General features: G+C 65.3%; 27 protein-coding genes. 16 read left to right on the top strand and 11 right to left on the bottom strand.

The features are described from left to right. Positions 1–24 precede the first annotated feature (24 nt). On the top strand, positions 25–480 hold the full coding sequence (lrp, locus tag ACQUQO_RS05710) for an HTH-type transcriptional regulator Lrp (protein ID WP_435077001.1): 456 nt from the start codon (positions 25–27) through the stop codon (positions 478–480). Here lrp and ACQUQO_RS05705 read toward each other — a convergent pair. The 8 genes from ACQUQO_RS05705 to ACQUQO_RS05670 all read right to left on the bottom strand — a co-directional run bounded on the left by ACQUQO_RS05705 (position 477) and on the right by ACQUQO_RS05670 (position 7,436). Beyond that, a complete protein-coding gene (locus ACQUQO_RS05705) occupies positions 477–815 on the bottom strand; it encodes a hypothetical protein (RefSeq protein ID WP_435077000.1) in 339 nt (112 codons plus the stop codon). The two genes, lrp and ACQUQO_RS05705, sit on opposite strands and share 4 nt — an antisense overlap. 323 nt (positions 816–1,138) lie before the next feature. After that, positions 1,139–2,824, bottom strand: a complete 1,686-nt coding sequence (thsA, locus tag ACQUQO_RS05700; RefSeq protein WP_435076999.1) for a thermosome subunit alpha — start codon at positions 2,822–2,824, stop codon at positions 1,139–1,141. A gap of 161 nt (positions 2,825–2,985) precedes the next feature. After that, the gene (locus ACQUQO_RS05695; protein ID WP_435076998.1) at positions 2,986–3,423 is read right to left on the bottom strand and encodes a transcriptional regulator; all 438 of its coding nucleotides are present in this window, start codon (positions 3,421–3,423) and stop codon (positions 2,986–2,988) included. 29 nt (positions 3,424–3,452) lie between these two features. Continuing rightward, complete coding sequence (locus tag ACQUQO_RS05690; protein ID WP_435076997.1) at positions 3,453–3,767, bottom strand: toxin-antitoxin system TumE family protein; 315 nt, start codon at positions 3,765–3,767, stop codon at positions 3,453–3,455. A gap of 182 nt (positions 3,768–3,949) precedes the next feature. Beyond that, on the bottom strand, positions 3,950–4,918 hold the full coding sequence (locus tag ACQUQO_RS05685; protein WP_435076996.1) for a DUF5787 family protein: 969 nt from the start codon (positions 4,916–4,918) through the stop codon (positions 3,950–3,952). A gap of 62 nt (positions 4,919–4,980) precedes the next feature. Beyond that, complete coding sequence (locus ACQUQO_RS05680) at positions 4,981–5,664, bottom strand: haloacid dehalogenase type II (RefSeq protein ID WP_435076995.1); 684 nt, start codon at positions 5,662–5,664, stop codon at positions 4,981–4,983. A 221-nt stretch (positions 5,665–5,885) separates the two neighbouring features. Continuing rightward, positions 5,886–6,827 (bottom strand): ferritin-like domain-containing protein, encoded by a 942-nt coding sequence (locus ACQUQO_RS05675; RefSeq protein WP_435076994.1) that lies wholly within the window; start codon positions 6,825–6,827, stop codon positions 5,886–5,888. 78 nt (positions 6,828–6,905) lie between these two features. Beyond that, positions 6,906–7,436: a hypothetical protein gene (locus ACQUQO_RS05670; RefSeq protein ID WP_435076993.1), complete on the bottom strand. Its 531-nt coding sequence runs from the start codon at positions 7,434–7,436 to the stop codon at positions 6,906–6,908. A 138-nt stretch (positions 7,437–7,574) separates the two neighbouring features. Here ACQUQO_RS05670 and ACQUQO_RS05665 point away from each other — a divergent pair, with 138 nt between their 5' ends. The 13 genes from ACQUQO_RS05665 (at position 7,575) to ACQUQO_RS05605 (ending at position 15,513) form a co-directional block, all read left to right on the top strand. After that, the gene (locus ACQUQO_RS05665) at positions 7,575–8,819 is read left to right on the top strand and encodes a translation initiation factor IF-2 subunit gamma (protein WP_435076992.1); all 1,245 of its coding nucleotides are present in this window, start codon (positions 7,575–7,577) and stop codon (positions 8,817–8,819) included. Next, the gene (locus tag ACQUQO_RS05660; RefSeq protein WP_435076991.1) at positions 8,816–9,190 is read left to right on the top strand and encodes a PIN domain-containing protein; all 375 of its coding nucleotides are present in this window, start codon (positions 8,816–8,818) and stop codon (positions 9,188–9,190) included. The genes ACQUQO_RS05665 and ACQUQO_RS05660 overlap by 4 nt, the downstream gene beginning before the upstream one ends. Further along, positions 9,190–9,765, top strand: coding sequence for a DNA-directed RNA polymerase (locus tag ACQUQO_RS05655; RefSeq protein ID WP_435076990.1), 576 nt, complete (start codon positions 9,190–9,192; stop codon positions 9,763–9,765). Before ACQUQO_RS05660 ends, ACQUQO_RS05655 begins: the two co-directional genes overlap by 1 nt. Positions 9,766–9,767: 2 nt before the next feature. Next, entirely contained in the window at positions 9,768–9,965 is a 198-nt protein-coding gene (gene spt4, locus ACQUQO_RS05650) for a transcription elongation factor subunit Spt4 (protein WP_435076989.1), read from the top strand. 1 nt (position 9,966) lies between these two features. Next, positions 9,967–10,527, top strand: a complete 561-nt coding sequence (locus tag ACQUQO_RS05645; RefSeq protein WP_435076988.1) for a GTP-dependent dephospho-CoA kinase family protein — start codon at positions 9,967–9,969, stop codon at positions 10,525–10,527. 96 nt (positions 10,528–10,623) lie between these two features. Then, on the top strand, positions 10,624–11,082 hold the full coding sequence (locus tag ACQUQO_RS05640) for a hypothetical protein (RefSeq protein WP_435076987.1): 459 nt from the start codon (positions 10,624–10,626) through the stop codon (positions 11,080–11,082). Beyond that, positions 11,082–11,699 (top strand): hypothetical protein, encoded by a 618-nt coding sequence (locus tag ACQUQO_RS05635; RefSeq protein ID WP_435076986.1) that lies wholly within the window; start codon positions 11,082–11,084, stop codon positions 11,697–11,699. The genes ACQUQO_RS05640 and ACQUQO_RS05635 overlap by 1 nt, the downstream gene beginning before the upstream one ends. 89 nt (positions 11,700–11,788) lie before the next feature. After that, positions 11,789–12,115, top strand: a complete 327-nt coding sequence (locus tag ACQUQO_RS05630) for a 30S ribosomal protein S24e (RefSeq protein ID WP_435076985.1) — start codon at positions 11,789–11,791, stop codon at positions 12,113–12,115. After that, complete coding sequence (locus tag ACQUQO_RS05625) at positions 12,115–12,249, top strand: 30S ribosomal protein S27ae (protein ID WP_435076984.1); 135 nt, start codon at positions 12,115–12,117, stop codon at positions 12,247–12,249. Before ACQUQO_RS05630 ends, ACQUQO_RS05625 begins: the two co-directional genes overlap by 1 nt. Before the next feature lie 72 nt (positions 12,250–12,321). Next, entirely contained in the window at positions 12,322–13,914 is a 1,593-nt protein-coding gene (locus tag ACQUQO_RS05620; protein WP_435077113.1) for a bifunctional N(6)-L-threonylcarbamoyladenine synthase/serine/threonine protein kinase, read from the top strand. Between the two features lie 32 nt (positions 13,915–13,946). Then, complete coding sequence (locus ACQUQO_RS05615) at positions 13,947–14,216, top strand: DUF5808 domain-containing protein (protein WP_435076983.1); 270 nt, start codon at positions 13,947–13,949, stop codon at positions 14,214–14,216. Positions 14,217–14,269: 53 nt separating this feature from the next. Beyond that, positions 14,270–14,887 (top strand): non-canonical purine NTP pyrophosphatase, encoded by a 618-nt coding sequence (locus tag ACQUQO_RS05610; protein ID WP_435076982.1) that lies wholly within the window; start codon positions 14,270–14,272, stop codon positions 14,885–14,887. A 167-nt stretch (positions 14,888–15,054) separates the two neighbouring features. After that, positions 15,055–15,513, top strand: a complete 459-nt coding sequence (locus ACQUQO_RS05605) for a GNAT family N-acetyltransferase (protein ID WP_435076981.1) — start codon at positions 15,055–15,057, stop codon at positions 15,511–15,513. Position 15,514: 1 nt separating this feature from the next. On the opposite strand, the gene ACQUQO_RS05600 is transcribed toward ACQUQO_RS05605, so the two are convergent. Beyond that, positions 15,515–15,985 carry a DUF7384 family protein gene (locus ACQUQO_RS05600; protein ID WP_435076980.1) on the bottom strand — a complete coding sequence of 157 codons (471 nt, stop codon included), beginning with the start codon at positions 15,983–15,985 and terminating at the stop codon, positions 15,515–15,517. Positions 15,986–16,113: 128 nt separating this feature from the next. After that, positions 16,114–16,752 carry an SWIM zinc finger family protein gene (locus ACQUQO_RS05595; RefSeq protein WP_435076979.1) on the bottom strand — a complete coding sequence of 213 codons (639 nt, stop codon included), beginning with the start codon at positions 16,750–16,752 and terminating at the stop codon, positions 16,114–16,116. A gap of 125 nt (positions 16,753–16,877) precedes the next feature. Between ACQUQO_RS05595 and ACQUQO_RS05590 the strand changes: the two genes are divergently transcribed. Beyond that, on the top strand, positions 16,878–17,066 hold the full coding sequence (locus ACQUQO_RS05590) for a DUF7472 family protein (protein WP_435076978.1): 189 nt from the start codon (positions 16,878–16,880) through the stop codon (positions 17,064–17,066). A 247-nt stretch (positions 17,067–17,313) separates the two neighbouring features. Here the strand turns inward: ACQUQO_RS05590 and priL are convergent, their stop codons facing one another. Next, positions 17,314–18,384, bottom strand: coding sequence for a DNA primase regulatory subunit PriL (priL, locus tag ACQUQO_RS05585; RefSeq protein ID WP_435076977.1), 1,071 nt, complete (start codon positions 18,382–18,384; stop codon positions 17,314–17,316). A 42-nt stretch (positions 18,385–18,426) separates the two neighbouring features. Between priL and ACQUQO_RS05580 the strand changes: the two genes are divergently transcribed. Then, complete coding sequence (locus ACQUQO_RS05580) at positions 18,427–19,128, top strand: protein sorting system archaetidylserine decarboxylase (RefSeq protein WP_435076976.1); 702 nt, start codon at positions 18,427–18,429, stop codon at positions 19,126–19,128. Positions 19,129–19,130 lie beyond the last annotated feature (2 nt).

Here is a 19,130-nt window from a genome sequence, read left to right as displayed (position 1 = left end):
GCCCCGGATGGGTACGGGAGCACGATGACGTACGAAAATCTGGATACGGAACTGGTGAACGCACTCCTCGACGACGGCCGAGCGAGTTTGCGGAGTCTCGCCGACGACCTCGACGTTTCGGTCACCACGATATCGAATCACCTCTCGGACCTCGAAACGAGCGGCGTGATTCGTGGCTACGCGCCGGTCATCGACTACGGCGGTCTCGGCTACGACGTGACGGCGATTATCCAGCTCAAAGTCGAGGGAAGTTCGCTGCCGGACATCACTGAGCGCCTGCGCGACCACGACCAGATGGTGTCGGTCTACGAGGTGACCGGCGACCACGACGTCGTCGCCATCGGCAAATTCAGGGACACCGACGACATGAACGACCGCATCAAGGCCCTGCTCACCGACCCCGACATCAACGAATCGAACACGAACATCGTGCTCAACACCGTGAGCGAACACGAGCAGTTCGAACTCAGTACGGACTAGACGAGCGCGAACGCGACCAGCAGGTTCAGCGTCGTGACGGCGATGCCGACGCCGATAAGCACGGCGAACCAGACGCGCCAACCCGGCACAGTCCTGATGAATCGCTCGCCAGCGAGTGCGAGCGCGCCCGCCGCCAGTACGCCACCAAGTTTGACCGCGAGTGCGAGCGGCGGCGTCGCCAGCAAGGCTCGCATGAGCGGGTTCGCCTCCAGCTGCCTCCCCGCGAACTCCGCGGCCAGAACCATCGAGAGACCGTCGCAGACGCCCCAAACGACCACCACCGCGAGTACCAGCTCGGCATACTCAGGGTTTTCGAGGCGCAAGCGGTGGGTCACGGCTGTATCGACGAGCTACAGGCCCAAAGCGTCGCTGGCTAGGTGCTGAAAAACGGGAATCGGCGTCGTTCGCCGAGTGGTTGCGATGCAACGCGGTCGCGGCCGCGGTGCGACACGACCACAAACCGAAGGGAACACTACTCCCCTGGCGGATGAAGGGCGAGGCCCGCATCGCGGGCCGAGGGCTTCGGCGGTGCGGTCGTGGTGCGGTTGCGTCCGCGGTGTGGTTGCGGAACGGTCGCAGTGCGGTTGCGGTGCGGTCTTTTCCCCGAGTTTTTGCGAGCGAGCGGGCCTTCGGCCCGCGAGTGAAGCAAAAAGTGGGGTTACATCATGCCGCCCATGCCACCCATACCGCCCATGCCACCCATACCGCCCATGCCTCCCATGCCGCCGGGTGCGCCGCCGGCGGGCGGGCCGCCGTCGTCGCCATCGTCGGTCTGGCCGCCCTTGAGGTCGCCCGCAGCGATGACGTCGTCGATGCGGAGAATCATCACGGCGGCCTCGGTGGCCGATTCGATGGCTTGGGTCTTGACACGGAGCGGCTCGACGACGCCGTCTGCTTCCATGTCGACGACTTCGCCGGTGTAGGCGTCCAAGCCCATGGTGTCGCTGCCGCCGTCGTGCTGGCTGCGGAGTTCGACGAGCGAGTCGATGGGGTCCAACCCTGCATTTTCGGCGAGCGTGCGCGGGATGACGTCGATGGCATCGGCGAAGGACTCGACGGCGAGCTGCTCGCGGCCGCCCACGCTGTCGGCATAATCACGGAGACCCAAGGAGAGTTCGGTCTCGGGTGCACCGCCGCCGGGCAGCACCTTGCCGTCTTCGAGCGTGACGCGCACCACACCCAACGAGTCCTCGATGGCGCGCTCGATCTCGTCGACGACGTGCTCGGTGCCGCCACGCAGGATGAGCGTCACGGCCTTTGCGTCCTCGACGTCCTCGACGAAGATGCGCTGGTCGCCCGCGATATCGCGTTCGGCGACCGAACCCGCAAAGCCGAGGTCCGACTCCTCGATGTCGTCGAGGTTCGAGACGATGCGTGCGCCGGTCGAGCGGGCCAGCCGGCCCATGTCGCTGGATTTGGCGCGGCGGACGGCCAGAATCCCCTCTTGGGCGAGGTAGTGCTGGGCCATGTCGTCGATGCCGTCCTGACAGAAGACGACGTCAGCGCCGACATCGACGAGCTGCTCGACCATCTCCTCCAACTGGGCTTCCTCCTGGTCCATGAACTCCTGGAGCTGGTCGGGGTCGGTGACGTTGACCTCGGCGTCGATCTCGGTCTCCTTGACCTCCAGTGCGCTGTCGAGCAGCGCGACGTTGGCGTCCTCCTTGAAGTAGGGCATGTTGTCGTGGACGCGCTCTTTGTCCACGATGACGCCCTCGACGAGTTCGGATTCGTCGACGCTGCCGCCGACGGCCTTCTCGACCTGGATGTTGTCGGTATCGATGCCCTCGTCGTCGCTGATGGCGGTCACGGCGTCGACGACGAGTTCGGCGAGCAGGTCGCGGGAGCTTTCGGCTCCCTTGCCCGTCATCGCCGTCGCGGCGATCTGCTCCAAAGTGTCTGTATCGGACTCGTCGACATCGATGGCGGTGTCTTCGAGGATCGATTTGGCCTCTTCGGCGGCCTCGCGGTAGCCCTGTGCGAGCGTGGTCGCGTGGATGTCCTGGTCGAGGAGGTCCTCGGCCTTTTCGAGGAGTTCGCCGGCCTCGACCACTGCGGTCGTCGTGCCGTCGCCGACCTCGTCCTCTTGGGTCTCGGCGACTTCGACGATCATGTTCGCCGCCGGATGCTCGATGTCCATCTCCTTCAGGATGGTGACGCCGTCGTTCGTGACGACGACGTCGCCCGCGTCGGAGACGAGCATCTTGTCCATCCCTTTCGGGCCGAGCGTCGTGCGGACGGCCTCGGCAACCGCCTGACCCGCGGTGATGTTCATCGACTGTGCGTCCTTCCCGGAGGTTCGCTGAGAGTCGTCCGAGAGTACGATGAGGGGCTGGTTACCCATCTGCTGAGCCATAGTCACCTACCGATTGAATGGACTTCTACATAAAAGCATCGGAAGGAGATGGTCAAAACGTGATACATGAGTGTGTTACTGATTCATGGTAGTGTCCTACACGAGTTGTTTATGTACTATGTGAGGCTCGCCACAAACTGGCATGGAACTCAGGGGTGGGCAAGCGTTTCCGAGTCAGTCCCGGAATCAAACGAGAGATCGACATTGATCCGGATCTCTTCATAGGCGACAGTCGGTCGCTTGTTGCGGCCCTCCTGATGAAACTCAACGATGCCGTGGTCGGCAAGGAGTTCGAGATCGCTGTGGACGACACTTACGTCCCTCTCGACTAGTCGCGCGAGTTCGCGGATGCTTTCGGGCTTTTCCGCACGAATTGCTTCCAGTAGCACGAAGCGTGCGTCACTGAGCAGTCGAAGCGCTTGCCGTGGCGTCTCGAAGGCGAGAACGCTCGATTCTCCCTCGCGGGTCGTTACTGCTTCTTCGAGTGCCGCGGTGCTCGCAGCTGTGAACGAGTCGAAATCCTGTACACGGATTTCGAGGATTCGTTCGGTTTCCGAGCGCCCACTGTCGGATTCTGGTTCAGTCATGGATGTTCTGTTCGACCACCGTATCGGTTTCACCGTTCGCTTCTCCATTCGGCCACCTCATCGAGGAATCGTTCGTAAAGTTCGACGACCCCGGGAAAATCGACCGGTTCGATACTGCCATCGGGGCTGTGCCGTTCGTGTCGTCCATCGTGTGCGTTGTCGTACCGGATGATGGTTCCGTCGGGCGAGCCGAAGTGGAACCGGTAGTGGATACCGTCGGGATACGCGTCGGTCGCGGGAACGTTCCACGCGGTTGCATGGATGCTGGTATCGTCGTCAAATTCGAACGTTTGGTCGAGTAGCTGTTCGACATGACTTGATTCGGTGTCGTCGGGATTGGCCATTGGTAGATGTCGGTTGCATCGTCACCGTGCGGCATGGTCGCTGCTGAAACGGTCGTGGCTTCAATCCCGTGCTGGGTTTTCTGCGTTCTGTGGCATATCGCTGTTCGGCGTTTGCCGACATAACTGTTGTGGTGAGAAATCAACAGTCGGGCGGGAGCGACGACCAGCATCGAGGACACTCTTCACGAAAAACTATCGAGTCCCGCCTGCCGGCGTTGCCCGCCCTCGGGGTCGGCCACCCACGGCGTGCGGCGGTCGCGCTCGCCATCGAGGTCCACGTCGGGCGGGTCGGCTGGTTCGTGGCCCGCACACCCGACGCCGCATTCGGCCGCCGGATGGACGAACCGGCCCTTCCACTCGCAGTACGGCAGCCCACGCGTGCCCGCGAGCGTGCCGTTTTCGGCCCGCTCGCAGGCCGGAAAGTCGTAGGTGCGCCAGCCCTTCCCGTAGGCGCGCTCGGCGATCCGCCGGCGCATCCGGGCCTTTTCCGTGGAGTTTACCGGCCGTATCGGGGTCTTCGCCGCTCCTCGCGTCCCGATTTCGATACCCGGCTCCGTCGGCGAGAGGGGTGTCGGCTCGCGCAACACCTCCCGCGTTTCGTTCTCGGGGTCGAACCGCCAGACGCCCACCGCTTCGGGAATCCGGTTCAGATGCGCGCCCGTCACATGCGAGGCGGTCGCCAGAATCACCTCGTCGAGCAGTCCGAGGCTCACGTCACGGCGAAGCTGGGTTTCGAGGTCGCCCGGATTAGCGAGGTCCGGCTTGTTCTCGATGCCCACTAGCCTGTCGAACCAGTCGTCGGGATAGCGCGCCGTCTGGCGGACGTACTCGCGGCCACCGCCTCGCTCGGCGTCGAAAAAGCCGATGTCGAGCGCGCGCTCGGTCGCGGTTCGCGCGCGCTCGGGACGACAGTCGAAGGCGTCCTTCCAGTAGCGCGCCGTACCGACGCCGACGCGGCTCTCGATGGCCGCTGCGGGGATTTCGTGGGGCGTGAGTCGCGCCCGGGCATCGAAATCCGGACCAGGTTCGACGTGGACGACGTCCATCACCCGGTTGCCGTACAGGCTCACGCCGAGCTGGCGGCTCACGACACCTTCGACGTCGGCTTCGAGGCTGGCACACAGCGCCAGCTCGAACGCGAACTCGCGCACACGGGATGGAAGGGCCAGCACGCCAAAAGCGTCGCGCTCGCGGCTTCGGCCGAGAATGCGACTCAGACGCCGAGTTCGTCGGCGAGGTCGTGAAAGCTCCCGATGGTGAGGGCAGGGTCGCCGTCGAACGGCTCCCACTCTTGGGTATCGCGGTCGACCCACACGCCCTGCATGCCGGCGTGGCTTGCCCCCTGCACGTCGAACCAGCCAGCGGAGACGTGGGCGATTGCCCCGATTGGCGTTCCGGTTCTCCCGGCGGCGTGGCGATAGATCGCCGAATCGGGCTTGAAGCTTCGTATCTCGTCGGCGCTCACCGTATCCTCGACGAGGTCGCCGATGTCCGCACCCTCGACCATCGAATCGAGCATGTCGGGATTCCCGTTCGAGACCACGTAGCAGTCGTAGCCGCCGTCGCGCAATCGTTCGATACCGTCTCGGACGTCGTCGAACACGTCGAGGTCGTGATACTGTTCGAGAATCGTCTCGCGTTCGTCCTCGGCGAGGTCGACATCGTGGGCAGCGAGGGCGGCCGACAGTGCGTCGCGGAGGACCTCGTAGAAGGGTTGATAGGCGTCAATGTCACCGGAAACGAAAGTATAGGCGAGCGAGCGCTCGCGCCAGAGCGTCGAAATCGGTTCTGGGTTCTCGACGTGCTCGGCGAGCGCGCACTCGACGCTCTCGACGTCCACGAGGGTGCTGTACGAATCGAACGTCACCGTCTCCACTTGTTGGGAATCGAATGCCACGTCCGAACCAATCGGTCGCGGGCCTTCAACTCTCGCACGGGGGCAACACGCTCCCCTCATACTGCCGGACGGAACTGATCGAAAACTCGCTACACGAAAGTTCTCTCGTTGTCGTGGATTCTCGAAACCCGGTCTTCACGCAATTCCGTCCGACAGTATCACGACTGGATGGCGTGCCAACAAAAAACGGATATCGAGGATGCTCGTCGCTCCGGATCGCGTTAGGAGTCGGTCTGGACCAACGCGACGACCTGGGACACCTCGTCGACGCCCTCGACGAAGGGCAGGACCCGCTCTGCGACCGTGCTCACGCTCAGTTTCTGCTGGAAGGCGTTCGGGAACGGATTCAGCGCGCCCGTTCCGGCGGGAAGCGGGTTGTTGAGCGTCCGGAAGTAGCTCGCGTGGCGGGCCTCGACAGCGAGGATTTGGGCGGCCGACGCGAGGTACTTCTCGGTGTCGACGGCGGGCGCGGCGGCGGTGTAGGCCCCGGCTCCGGTGTCCTCGAACACCTGCGCGAGGTCGTAGAACTTCTCGACGGAGTCGTAGGGGAACTGGAACGTGACACCGCTAGCGAAGTCCGGATCGCTTCCGACCGCCTTGAGCACGCCTTCGAGCGCTTTGACGTGGGCCTGCTCGTGGTCGCGGACCTGCTGGATGCGCTGGAACGTCGAGTACCGCATCGACGGGTTGGCGAGCTGCGCCGCGATGTCCGAGCGCTCGACCTCCGTTTCACTCAGCTGACCGCCGTCGTCATTGTTCGCCGTGCCCATCTTGCCGACCGGCGCGGTTCCGACTGCCTCGGTGTAGAACGTGGCTTCGAGGCGTTCGAGCATTAGCGCGAACCTGATGATCTCGACATCGGTGAGCGCGCCGTAGCCGAACTCGTTTGCGTCCTCGTAGTCCGAGTCGGAGTATGGCTGCTCGCCGTGGGCGGCCGCGGCGGTGCCGCTGCCGAGCGCGCCGAGGGCGGCGGCTCCGGCTCCGACCTTCGCGGTGTTCGAGAGGAAGTCCCGCCGCGAGCGGAGTTCGGCACCGATGCGTCCGAGCGGGTTGCTCCCGCCGTCCGCGTCGCCGTCGCTGCGGTCGAACTCCCAGTCGTCCTGTGCTGTGCGACTCGTGTCGTTGGTGGGGTCGTCGGTCATGGTTTTGTCGTGCTTGCGCACACCATTACCCACTCACAAAACACGTATCAACGTTTTCCGAATTCGGACCCAATTTCGTGCCGAATCAGCATCTGAGTCTCACGAGCGCTCGATGACGCGGAGGGTACGGTTCGTGCCGTGGCGGACGACGAACTCGTAGTCGTTCACGCCGTAGGGGAGTTCGACCTTCGCGGTGTAGCGTGCCAGCCCGCGACAGCTCCGGTTGGCGGCGTCGGTGCGTTCGGCATCCACCGAGAGCACGAACGTCCCCGGCGAGCGCTTGCTGATGGTCGGTTCGGTGAGCGTGTAGGAGGCATCCGGCAGACTCACGTTGCCCGTGACCGAGAGGTGGCGCGCGCCGAGCAGGCGATAGCCCTCGACGGAGGCGTTGTCGCTCGCGTCGGGCGTACAGCCGGCGGCGGTGGTCGTCGATTCGAAGACGCTCGCCTCCTCGGCGATGGCGTTCTGTGGGGAACCGGCCGCGGCCTGAAACATGAGCGGGTCGAAGACGAAGAGCGCGAGCGCGACAGCAGCGACGGCGAACACCGCGAGCACGACGAGCGGAACGAGGAGGCTCGAAAGGTGTTTGAACGCAGCAATCAGCCGCTCGCGGTCCGGCGAATCCGCCATGAAATTACGGTTTCGGAGCGCGAAACATAACCGTTTCCCCGGTGATGGCCGGTGCGTCCGTCGTCGGGCGGCGGCCGGGATAGATGGAACAGCAGGTTTATGAACGACTCGGGGCGTAGCTATCCTATTACTTTCGAGATGACACGGAACCACCAACAACCGGAGGTGAACATCGGGCTGGTCGGCCACGTCGACCACGGCAAGACGACCCTCGTGCAGGCGTTGAGCGGCTCGTGGACCGACCAGCACTCCGAGGAGATGAAGCGCGGCATCTCCATCCGGCTCGGCTACGCCGACGCCACATTTAGAGAATGTCCCGGAATGGACGCCCCCGAACGCTACACCGTTGCCGAGGAGTGCCCGGACAGCAGCGAGAGCGAACCCCTTCGTACTGTGTCGTTCGTCGACGCACCGGGCCACGAGACGCTGATGGCGACGATGCTGTCGGGAGCATCCATCATGGACGGCGCGGTGCTCGTCGTGAGCGCCACTGAAACCGTGCCACAGGCCCAGACCCAAGAACACCTGATGGCGCTCGACTCCATCGGTATCGAGAACATCGTCATCGCCCAGAACAAGGTCGACCTCGTCGATAGCGACCGCGCGCGTACGAACTACGAGGAAATCCAAGAGTTCGTCGCGGGCACCGTCGCCGAGGACGCACCCGTCGTCCCCGTGAGCGCCGGTCAGGAGGCCAATCTCGACCTGTTGATTCAGGCCATCGAAGAGGAAATCCCGACGCCGGAACGCGACCCGGAGGCCGATGCGCGCCTGCACGTCGCGCGGAGTTTCGACATCAACCGACCGGGGACTCGGGCCGACGAGTTGCTGGGCGGCGTCTTAGGTGGGAGTCTCGTCGCCGGCGAACTCACCGCGGGCGATGACCTCGAACTCCGGCCGGGCCGCGAGGTCGAACACGGGGGACAGGCCGAGTGGCAGCCCATCACCACCGACGTGCGCTCGTTGCAGGCCGGCGGCGAGTCCGTCGACAGCGTGACGCCCGGCGGACTGCTGGGGGTCGGTACGGGACTCGACCCGAGCCTCACGAAAGGCGATGGATTAGCGGGACAAGTCGCCGGCCCACCGGGGTCGCTGCCACCCACCCGGGAGTCGTTCACGATGGAGGTCTCGCTGCTCGACCGCATCGTCGCCAGCGCCGACGGGACCGAGGGCGAGGACATCGAACCTGTCTCGACCGGTGAGCCGCTGATGTTGACGGTGGGAACCGCCACCACGGTTGGCTCGGTCACGAGCGCGCGCGACGACGAATGCGAGGTCGCGCTCAAGCGACCGGTGTGTGCGGCCGCGGGCGCGAACATCGCCATCAACCGCCGGGTCGGCGCGCGCTGGCGGCTCATCGGCATCGGCACGCTGACCGAATGAGAGTGCTCATGGACACGAACGCGCTGATGATGCCGGTCGAATGCAATGTGCGGGTGTTCGAGGAACTCGACCGCCTGCTCACCACGCCCGAACCCCTCGTGCCGCAAGCGGTCTTGGGCGAACTCGACGAGTTGGCCGGCAGCCACGGCGACGAGGCCGTCGCGGCGAGCGTCGGTCTCGACCTGAGCGAGCGCTGTCGGCCCCTCGCCCACGAGGCGACGAGCGCCGACGACGCCTGCGTCGAACTCGCCGGCGAGGATTGCGAGCTGGTCTGTACCAACGACCGCCCGCTGGCAGAGCGAATCCTCGAACGCGGCGTTCCGGTCATCGGACTGCGCGGGAACAACACGCTTGCGATAACGGAGCCATAATGTACAAACGAGTTAGACTCACGGACACGGTAGAGGTACCGCCACAGCTGCTCGCGGACGTCTCCGCGGGGATGGTGAAACGACTGCTACAGGACAAGCTCGAAGGCCGGCTGGACGAGGAGGTGGGCAGCATCGTCAGCGTCACCGAAGTCCACGACATCGGCGACGGGCGCGTGCCGCCCGGTCGGCGCGACCACGAGGGGTCGGTCTACTACGAGGCGGAGTTCGACGCCGTCACCTTCGACCCGCAGATGCAGGAGGTCATCGACGGCGAGGTCGTCGAAATCGTCAACTTCGGTGCGTTCGTCGGCATCGGACCCATCGACGGCCTGCTCCACGTCTCACAGATAAGCGATGAGTATCTCGCCTTCGACGAAGACGGTCAGATGCTCGCCTCCCGGGAGTCGAACCAAACGCTGGGAGTGGGCGACGCCGTGCGGGCGCGCATCGTCACCAAGAGCATCGACGAGCGCAATCCCAGAGACTCGAAGATCGGCCTCACGGCGAAGCAAGTGGGATTGGGCAAACACGGCTGGCTCCGCGAGGAGCGCGAGACCGCCGCGGCGGGTGAGTGAGCATGGCGACGAGACGAGTCTGCCGTGAATGCCATCGCGTGCTCGATTCGCCCGACCAGCAGACCTGTCCGGCCTGTGGGTCGTCGAGCCTGACCGAGGACTGGGCGGGCTACGTGGTCATCGCCCACCCCGAAACGAGCGAGATCGCAAGCGAGATGGAGGTCACCGAACCCGGCCGCTATGCCCTAAAGGTGCGCTAGCGTGGCCGGCGGCGAGAGCGAACCGGACGTGGTGCTCACGCTGCCCGACGACCTGCGCGGCGCGTTCAAAGACCCCCTCGGCCCCATCCATACCGACGCGAACCGTCTCAGTCCCGACCTCGGCGAGCCAGTCATCGCGGTCGGCGATGTCGTCACGCGCCATCTCACCCGCGCCGGCGTGCGCCCGGACCTCGCGGTTCTCGACTGGGTGACCGAACGCGAGGCGCTGGCCGAGACCGAACGCCCGGACATCGCAGGCTACGACGAGCGCATCGACGTGACGAATCCGGCGGCAGGACTCTCCGAGGAACTCCTGCGCGCGCTCCGGACGGGCGTCGAGCGGAGCGAAAAAACGGTCGTCGTCGTCGATGGCGAGGAGGATTTGGCGACGCTCCCGGCGCTCGTGGTCGCCCCGAATGGCGCGAGCGTCGTCTATGGCCAACCCGGCGAGGGGATGGTCCACGTCCCGGTCGATACGGAGGCGCGAACACGAGCGCGCGAGCTACTTTCACGGATGGACGGCGACGACGAGCGACTACGGGACATACTCGGTAGTCGCTGACGGGTGTCTTTCGAGGCAGGACACCAAAGCAGCCGTGTCGTCCGAAAATGGTTTGTCGATTGAATTATTAACTGTCGTATGAACCGTCGTCGTTCCGTGTCATTCGCCCGCGATGTCGTGGTTGCGACGGTGGTCGTCGTCGGACTGTACGGTCTGGCGTTCGTCGAGTTCCAGCCCGTGCAGATTCCGGGGTATCTCCTCATCGTGGGCTTCGATACCCTCGAAGCGGCGTCCGGCTCCGCAGGCTCGAATTTTGACGTGTTGTTTTATGCGTATCTGGTCGGACTGGGCGTGGCCGGCGGTGTCATCAGCCAGCTCCTCCGCTCGTTGACGGGCGACGAGGTCCCCGGCTGGCGACTGGGGGTGGCTGGCGCGCTGGTCGTGGCGGGACTGCTGGCGTTTTCGTTCGCGCTGCTGGTGCTCGTCGGCTCGTCGCAGTTGACGCCGGCCCTCATCGCCGGTGTGACCGGGCTGGTTTCGTTTGCGATTGCGGGGTGGCTCGCGGGAGCGCTCGGTCGAAACGGGAGTAGCACCCCAGCCAAATCAGAATTATAGTGAATAGTCTGGGTGGGTTTTCGACCGATAGATTGGTGTGCAGCGGCGGTAGTGGTGAGGACGGCTCGTTCGTCGTGCGAGCGGGGCAGCGAACGACGAGACCGAGCGTCAGCATCATGGACGAACTCACCGACCCCGAGACCCTGCGCGAGCGCGAGGATGTCGAGTTCAATGAAATGCCGCCCGAAGAGCATCAGAGTCATTTCGAGCTGTACGAATCCATCGCGGGAATGGCCATCGCGGGCGTCACCGACGCGGACGGTCGGCTCCTGCTCTTGGAGCACGAGGACGCACCGTATCCGACGATGCCCTACGGGCAGGTGGCCCCGACTGAGGGGTGGGTAGCGACCACGCGGGCGACAGTCACGGATTCGACCGGCGTTGCAGTCACCGTCGACGATGTGCGCCGAGTGCGTCACAACACTTACCGTTCCGGGGGAGGTGAAGAGACGACGGGCTACGATGTCGTCTTCGCCGCGTCGCCCGATGGGAATGGCGACATCCCAGCGGAGTCGGGGCAAGGCTGGATTCCAACGTGGCGCGACACCGCGACGCTCGACCTGCCGGGTGAGGAGGACAACGACGTGCTGAACGACATTCGGCTGTTCGTTGACTAGCACACGGGGCGACGAAATCGATTGCGGCGTGGCGTTCGGCTTCGCGACTCGAAATCCTTTTGGCCGCGACAGGAAGAGTATCGGCCAACATGGACATCGAAATCATCCGAGAGGAGGAAAACCCCATGCTCCATCGGACCGACGTGCGCTTCGAACTCACCCACGACGAGGCGACGCCGTCGCGCCTGTCGGTGCGTGACAGCCTCGCCGCGCGACTCAACAAGGACGCCGGCGAGGTCGTCGTCCACGAACTCGACACGAAGTTCGGGATGCGGAAGACCCTCGGCTATGCGAAGGTCTACGATTCCGCCGACGACGCCCGCGAGGTCGAACAGACCTACATGCTCGAACGCAACAAGATCGGCGTCGACGAGGAAGACGACGACGAGGCGAGCGCCGAGGCGGAGGAAGCCTGATGGCCCGCCACGAACTCTACGGCGAGGACGGGACCACCGACCGCGAGCAGTGCCCCCGCTGTGGCGACGCTTACCTCGCCGCTCACGACGACCGCGTGCATTGCGGGCGCTGTGGCTACACCGAGTGGAACTGAGGCGATGGACCGAGCCGAGGCGAGCTGCATCGTGAAAACGCGAGCGGCGACGACGGAGCCGTGAGCGAGGATATGCGCGTGCTCGGCATCGAGGGTACCGCGTGGGCGGCGAGCGCGGCGCTCTACGACACCGAGACCGGCGACGTGTCGATCATCTCTGATGCGTACCAGCCCGACAGCGGCGGCCTCCATCCGCGCGAGGCTGCCGAGCACATGCGCGAGGCCATTCCGGCGGTCGTCGAGGACGTTCTCGACGAGACCGAGTCGGTCGATGCGGTCGCGTTCTCCCGTGGGCCGGGGCTGGGTCCCTGCCTGCGCATCGCGGGCACGGCCGCCCGCGCGCTCGCGCTCTCGCTCGACGTGCCGCTCGTCGGGGTGAATCACATGCTCGCCCACGCCGAAATCGGCCGGCATCGCTCGGGCTTCGACTCGCCTGTGTGTCTGAACGCAAGCGGCGCGAACGCCCACGTGCTGGCCTTTCGGAACGGCCGCTATCGCGTGCTCGGCGAGACGATGGACACGGGCATCGGCAACGCGCTCGATAAGTTCACTCGTCACGTGGGCTGGTCCCATCCCGGCGGCCCGAAGATCGAACGCGCCGCCCGCGACGGCGAGTATATCGAACTGCCCTACGTCGTCACCGGGATGGACTTTTCGTTTTCGGGAATCACGAGCGCCGCCAAAGAAACTATCGACGATGGAAGACGGGTCGAAGACGTCTGTTTTTCCCTCCAAGAGACGACGTTCGCGATGCTCACCGAAGTGGCAGAACGCGCGCTCTCACTCACCTCCTCTACCGAACTCGTTTTGGGCGGTGGCGTCGGCCAGAACGCGCGCCTTCGGGCGATGCTCGGCGAGATGTGCGAGGCCCGCGGCGTCGATTTCTTCACCCCGGAAGACCGCTTCCTGCGCGACAATGCAGGGATGATCGCCGTACTCGGCGCGAAGATAGTTCGAGCAGGGGACACCATCGCAGTCGCCGACTCGCGGGTCGATGCGGGATTCCGGCCCGATCAGGTGCCCGTGACGTGGCACGAGAACGTCGAAACGCAGCGGAAGGAAAGTCCAGACGATGTAGTGCAGGGGGCCGAAGCGGTGGTCGAAATCGACGGCGAACGCGTGCGAAAGCGCCGCCTGCCGAAGTCGTACCGCCACCCGGCGCTCGACGAGCGACTGCGCCGCGAGCGCGTCGTCCTCGAAGCGCGCCTCACGAGCGACGCGCGCCGGCAGGGCGTGCCCACGCCGCTCGTCCGCGACGTCGATACGCAGGAAGCCCAGTTGACCGTCGAGTACGTCGGGGACGCAGACCTCCGCGCGGTGCTCGACTCGAAGGAGGGCGAAAACCGTGTGCGTGCGGTCGCCAACCATCTCGCGACGCTACACGGGGCGGGTATCGTCCACGGCGACCCGACGACGCGCAACGCCCGCGTGAGCAGCTCGGACGGCGACGACCGAACGTATCTCATCGACTTCGGTCTCGGCCACTACACCGACGACGTCGAGGACCACGCGATGGACCTGCACGTCTTCGAGCAGTCGCTTGCGGGCACGGCAGAAGACCCCGAATCGCTTTGCGAGAGCTTCGAGGCGGCGTACGCCGAGGCGGGTGACGACGACGTGCGAGAGCGCCTTCGGGCCATCGAGGGGCGGGGCCGCTACCAGTAAATCACTTAACGGGGGCGGTCGTAGTGGGTGACATGGCAGACGACAAGCCACCCTCCGGCGAGATATTCGGCGTCCCGTACAACTTCAACCGTCCGAGCCTCGGGCGGATGCTGTCGGCGTACTGGCAGCCCGGCGACGACATGCTGGTGAAGAAACCGTTCGGCGTCGGTTACACCCTCAACCTCGCCAACTGGCGGTCGTGGGTCGTCCTCGCGGTCGCGGCCGCGCTGCTCGCCCACGAGAACCGTAGCGAGAGCGAGACCTACGACGACGAGGAACCGGTCGAAGTCATCGTCGATTAATCCGACCACTGCGGGACCGACGGCTACTTCTCCCCGACTCGCCGAGAGCGGCCATGCTCCGGTACGTGACGACCAACGAGGGAAAGGTCCGCGAGGCCCGGGAGTACATCGAGTGCGAGCAGTTCGAGTACGACTACACCGAAATCCAGAGTTCGGACATCGGCACGGTCGCGGCCCACGGCGCGCGCGAGGCCTACCGGGAAGCGGGCGAACCCGTCCTCGTCGACGATGCCGGATTGTTCGTCGATGCATTGGAGGGGTTTCCCGGCCCGTACTCCTCGTACGTCGAGGACACCCTCGGCATCGAGCGCGTCCAGCGACTCGTCGCCGAGGAGGAAACCCGACGGGCGGCCTTCCGGTGTGTGCTCGCCTACTGCGACGGCGAGGACTTTGCGGCGAGTCCCGACCCGGTGGACAGAGAGAACCGCGCGCTCGCGGCCGCAGGCGACGAGGACGAGAGCGGAGCGGGCGTGCCAGTCAAACTCTTCGAGGGGACGGTCAGAGGGCGTATCGTGCCGCCGCGCGGCGAGGGCGGGTTCGGCTACGACCCGATCTTCGAACACGAGGGAACGACGATGGCCGAGATGGGTGTCGACGAGAAGAACGCCATCTCGCATCGGGGGCGCGCGCTGGCGAAGTTCGGGGAGTGGTATCATGAACGGAGTGAATGATGCCTCGTCGGGCGCTTCGCATCCGACGGTGGTTTGCCGAACGGTAGTGGCAAATCGGACGAGTCGCAGCGCGAGCGGAGCGAGTGAATCGAAGTTCGTCAGTAACATCGGACAGATCCGTCTGCACGACCGTTCGGTTTGATTGGGTTCGACCGGAAATCGGCGGTATGCACGTTCGTCCCGCAACCCACGAGGACCGCGCCGCGCCGGCGGACCTGCACACAGCTACCGTCGAGGCGTTCGGTCCCGACGGCTACGACGCCGAGCAAGTCGAAGAATGGGCCGGAGCCGACGAGCGCTCGCCGACGGACTACACGGTCGATGCCGCGGGCGAGCACTTCACCGTCGCCGTCCGCGATGGCGCGGTTGCGGGTTTCGGCCACCTCGTTCTCGATGCCGGCGAAGTCCACGCCGTCTACGTCCATCCCGACCACGCGCGCCACGGCGTCGGCAGCGCGCTGCTCGCCGAACTCGAAGGGTATGCCCGCGGTCGCGGACGCACCGAACTCGCCCTCCAGTCGTCGTTGAACGCCGTCGGATTCTACGAGCGGGCGGGCTACGAGCGGGTCGGGGAGGACGAAAGTCCGGGCGGGCTGGCGGTCGTCGAGATGGAAAAGGAGCTGTAGCTCACGCGCGCGGGTCGCGGTCCGGACCGGGATACGTGCCGCCGACGACCGTCGGATGAAGTGTTTCGGGGTCGAACAGTTTGCAGAACCCTGCGGGGTGTTTGACGCTCGTGGCGACGTGCTCGCGGATGCGGAGGCCGGTCTCCGCAGTCCGAAGTGACTCGTCGAACGAGAGCACGTGAGCAGCGTCGCCCGCTGCCGCCGATGCGAGCGCCGGGTGGTCGCCCGGCGGGTGTTCGACACGCACTCGAAGGTCGTCGGCGCGGTCGTGCCACGCCTCTGCGAGGTCGGGGTCGGCGAGGCGTGCGACAATGGCATAGGCGTCGGCGAGCAACGGGTCGCTCGCAACCAGTTCGACCCACGAGTGTGCGCGCACGACGTCGAGCGCCTCGCGTGCGTGACCGCCACACAGTAGGTCGGCGGCGAGCACGTCGGCGTCCGCAACAATGCGCGCGGGGTCGGGGTCATCCATCGCGGCGCTCCGCGAGCGCGTCCCGAACGTCAGCGAGGGTTGCGTCGTACTTCGCGGCGCGCTCGAACAGGCTCTCCCACGAGTCGGTCATGGGAGAACTCGGCCCCCCGTCGGCAAACGGCTTGCGCTCAACCGGTCGCACCGGGGGCGGAGTCGGCGGTCGGGGCAGTTCGCGGTCGGCGGGCGAGCCGCGAGCGCGGGAACGAGTAGGGATGGTCGCCGCCGGGATAGACGGCCTCGACCACCGGCTCGCCGGGGTCGTACGCACGGTTGGTCGGATGGGATGCCACGGTCGTCTCCAGCGCCTCGATGTCGACCTCGTCGGCGCGACGGTCCACACTGCGAACGACGACCAGCAGGTCGCCGGTCTCGCGGTCGCGGACGCGCTCGTCGGGGGCGAACGAACAGTGTTCACAGAGCGGTAGCCGGGTGGTTTCGGGCACGAACGCCTCGCGGCCGCAGACACAACAGTCGGCGGCGCGAAAGCCCGGCCGTGGGAGTCGTCCTTCGGTGATTTCGATGGCAACCCGGCGAAGGTGCTTGCAGCGCTCGCCGCGCATCGTGTGGTCGGGACAGGTACAGCGCTTTCCCGGGAGGTCAACCGTGTAGCTCCCGCCGCTCTCGCTTGCGACGGTGTAGCGACCGCTACCAATCACGCTGACGGCCATGCGTTCGCGCCACGCGCGGGCGGCCCGTGGGGTCATCGCATCCAAATCGGGGACGAGCGATTCCGCCTGTGACGCGGGTGTGTTTCTGGTGTGCGTCATGGATGTTCGGACGTTTCTCGTTGCTCTGCAACGGGCTTCGTCTTCAGTGGAAAGAGGGGTCGAAGCGACCTAAACCCATCGCCGGGCTTCGAAGCGCTTTTCTCGCGGCCGGCGAAGGTTCGGGTATGGAACGGGAGACGTTCGTCGAGGCCGCAGTTTCTATGGCGGCCGTCGCACTCTTTCTCGTCGCTATCGTGGCCGTCGGTCTCCTCTATCCGAACCTCACCGGCGCGGGACCGCTCGCGCTCATCGGCTCCATCGTCTTCTTCATCGTGGTGATGGGCGCGGCGGGCTACTGGCTCGCCGGGCAGTAACTCTGGCCATTTCGTTTGGAATCTATATTGCCTGCCCTCGTAGCTTCCGATAAGCAACGAACAGAACAACCAACCACGCCCAACCAAGGGCTGTCGAAAGGACGTACAACCAGAGCGGGCTTCCTCGATACCAGCCCGAAAGCAAAGCCGCCGTAGAGACGATAATCGCAACAACTGGAACCATCAAGAACCCTCTCCGTTCGGTTCGAGAAATGGAGGACATGGCTGATTTGTTTTCAGCAGCGAATCATGCTTTTTCACTCTCGGCGTCGCCCTCCTCGTCGCGCCAGTCGGTGAGGTCCTCGTCGGCGTCGTCGATGGCTTTCTCGTAGTACGCCATCGGGTGTGAAATCGTCTCACAGCGGTCGTCCATGTTCACACAGTCACCGTAGGACTGCATCGTCGCACACGACGGCGGCGAGTATTCGGTCGGACTGGTCTCGCCGCGGATGTGGTCGGTCTGGTAGCGGGTCATCTCCTCGCCGAAGCCGGGATTCACCATGTAGAGGTCGATGATCTCGTCGGTGCTCATCCCGATGGAGGCGAGAAAGGATGTGATGGCAAAGCGGGAGTGATGGGGCAGATGCTCGCCCTTCTGGACCGAATCGAGCAGCGCCTTCATGCAGGGAGGAAATCGTTCGGGAACGACGGTGTCGATGTCCCGCGTGAGGTCGAGGTCGGCGAGCGTCTCTCGGATTTCCTCGACAGTCCCTACGAGCGCACCGGCAATCGTGTCGGGAACGTCGAGCGGCAGGCCCTCCGCGACGCGTCGTTCGATTGCCTTCCGGAGGAGGTCGTCAAGGTCGGTGTTCGAAATCGATACCTCGCCGTTGGCGAGCGCGCGGTTGACCAGTCGCCATTCGTCGCCCCACATGTCCGCCGCGAGCGGGAGGTAGGTGCCGACGGCGACGCGATAGCCATCGCCATCGGCGTGGACGCTCCCGGCGAGGTCGAACTCCGCGAGGAGGTCCTCGCTCGTCAGTCGCTCGGTGCGGGCGCTCTTCAGCTCTCGACGACTTTCGGCGTCGGTGAGGCGCTCGTGGGCCGTCGCGGCCTCGGCACGGGCGTACTTTCGTGTGAGGACGTGCTCGTCGGCGAGCGAGACGAGCACGCGCGCGAGCGGATAGGAGAGGAGTTCGACGCGCGCGTCTCGGCTGGGGTTGCCGACGGTACCGTCGTCGAGGGCGCGTTCGACCCGTTCGGTCGCGCGCTCGCGCACCCGCTCGTCGTCGGCAAGCGATTGCAGGTCGAAGTTCGCCTCGCCGACGGCACGGCGCGCGTCGTCGAGGAACGGGTAGCGAGCGTGCTGGCGCTCCATTCGGGGTGCCTACTGGAGCCGATTCAATAAGCACGGTGGTCGATGCATATCGGAAGACACACCTATCGGATGGGAATAACGGCGAGCGTGCGAGTTGCGTCCCATGCGTGGCGATACGCCATCCCCGTGTTCGCCTTCGTACCGGTGGCGGCGCTGCTGTCGCCGGTAGCGGGTGTCGTGGCGTTCGTGGCGGGGCTACTCGCGCTCGTCTTCCATCGGGACCCCGAGCGCGAGATCCCTCGGGAGGGTGTCCTCGCACCGGCCGACGGTCGCGTGTCGGTCCTGCGCCGCGAGGGCGAGCGCCTGCGCGTCGGCATCTACATGGGCGTCACGGACGTTCACGTCAATCGCGCGCCGATGGCCGGCACAGTTGAAACGGTGACGCACTCGCCGGGGGCGAACCGGCCGGCGTTCTCGAAGGACTCGGACAGAAACGAGAAGGTCGAAATCGACTGTGGCGCGTTCTCGCTCGTCCAGATAGCGGGTGCGTTCGCCCGGCGCATCCATCCGGCTGTCGAGCCGGGCGAGCGGGTCGAGCGCGGCGAACGCATCGGTCACATCAGTTTCGGGAGCCGCGTGGACGTGCTCTTGCCGCCCGAACTCGACCGCGCGGACCTCGCCGTCGAGATGGGTGAAACCGTCCGTGCTGGCGAGACGGTGCTGGCCGGCGGTGTGGTGACCGTGGAGCCGGGCGACGGCGTGGCAGCCTCACGTCCTCGGAGAGGGAGTGAGCCGAAGCTCTGAAG

Origin of the sequence: Halococcus sp. AFM35, assembly GCF_051195015.1 — an archaeon.
Classification (GTDB): Archaea; Halobacteriota; Halobacteria; order Halobacteriales; family Halococcaceae; genus Halococcus.
Note: the sequence above shows the minus strand (reverse complement) of the source record. Positions and strands in the feature narration are given on the sequence as shown.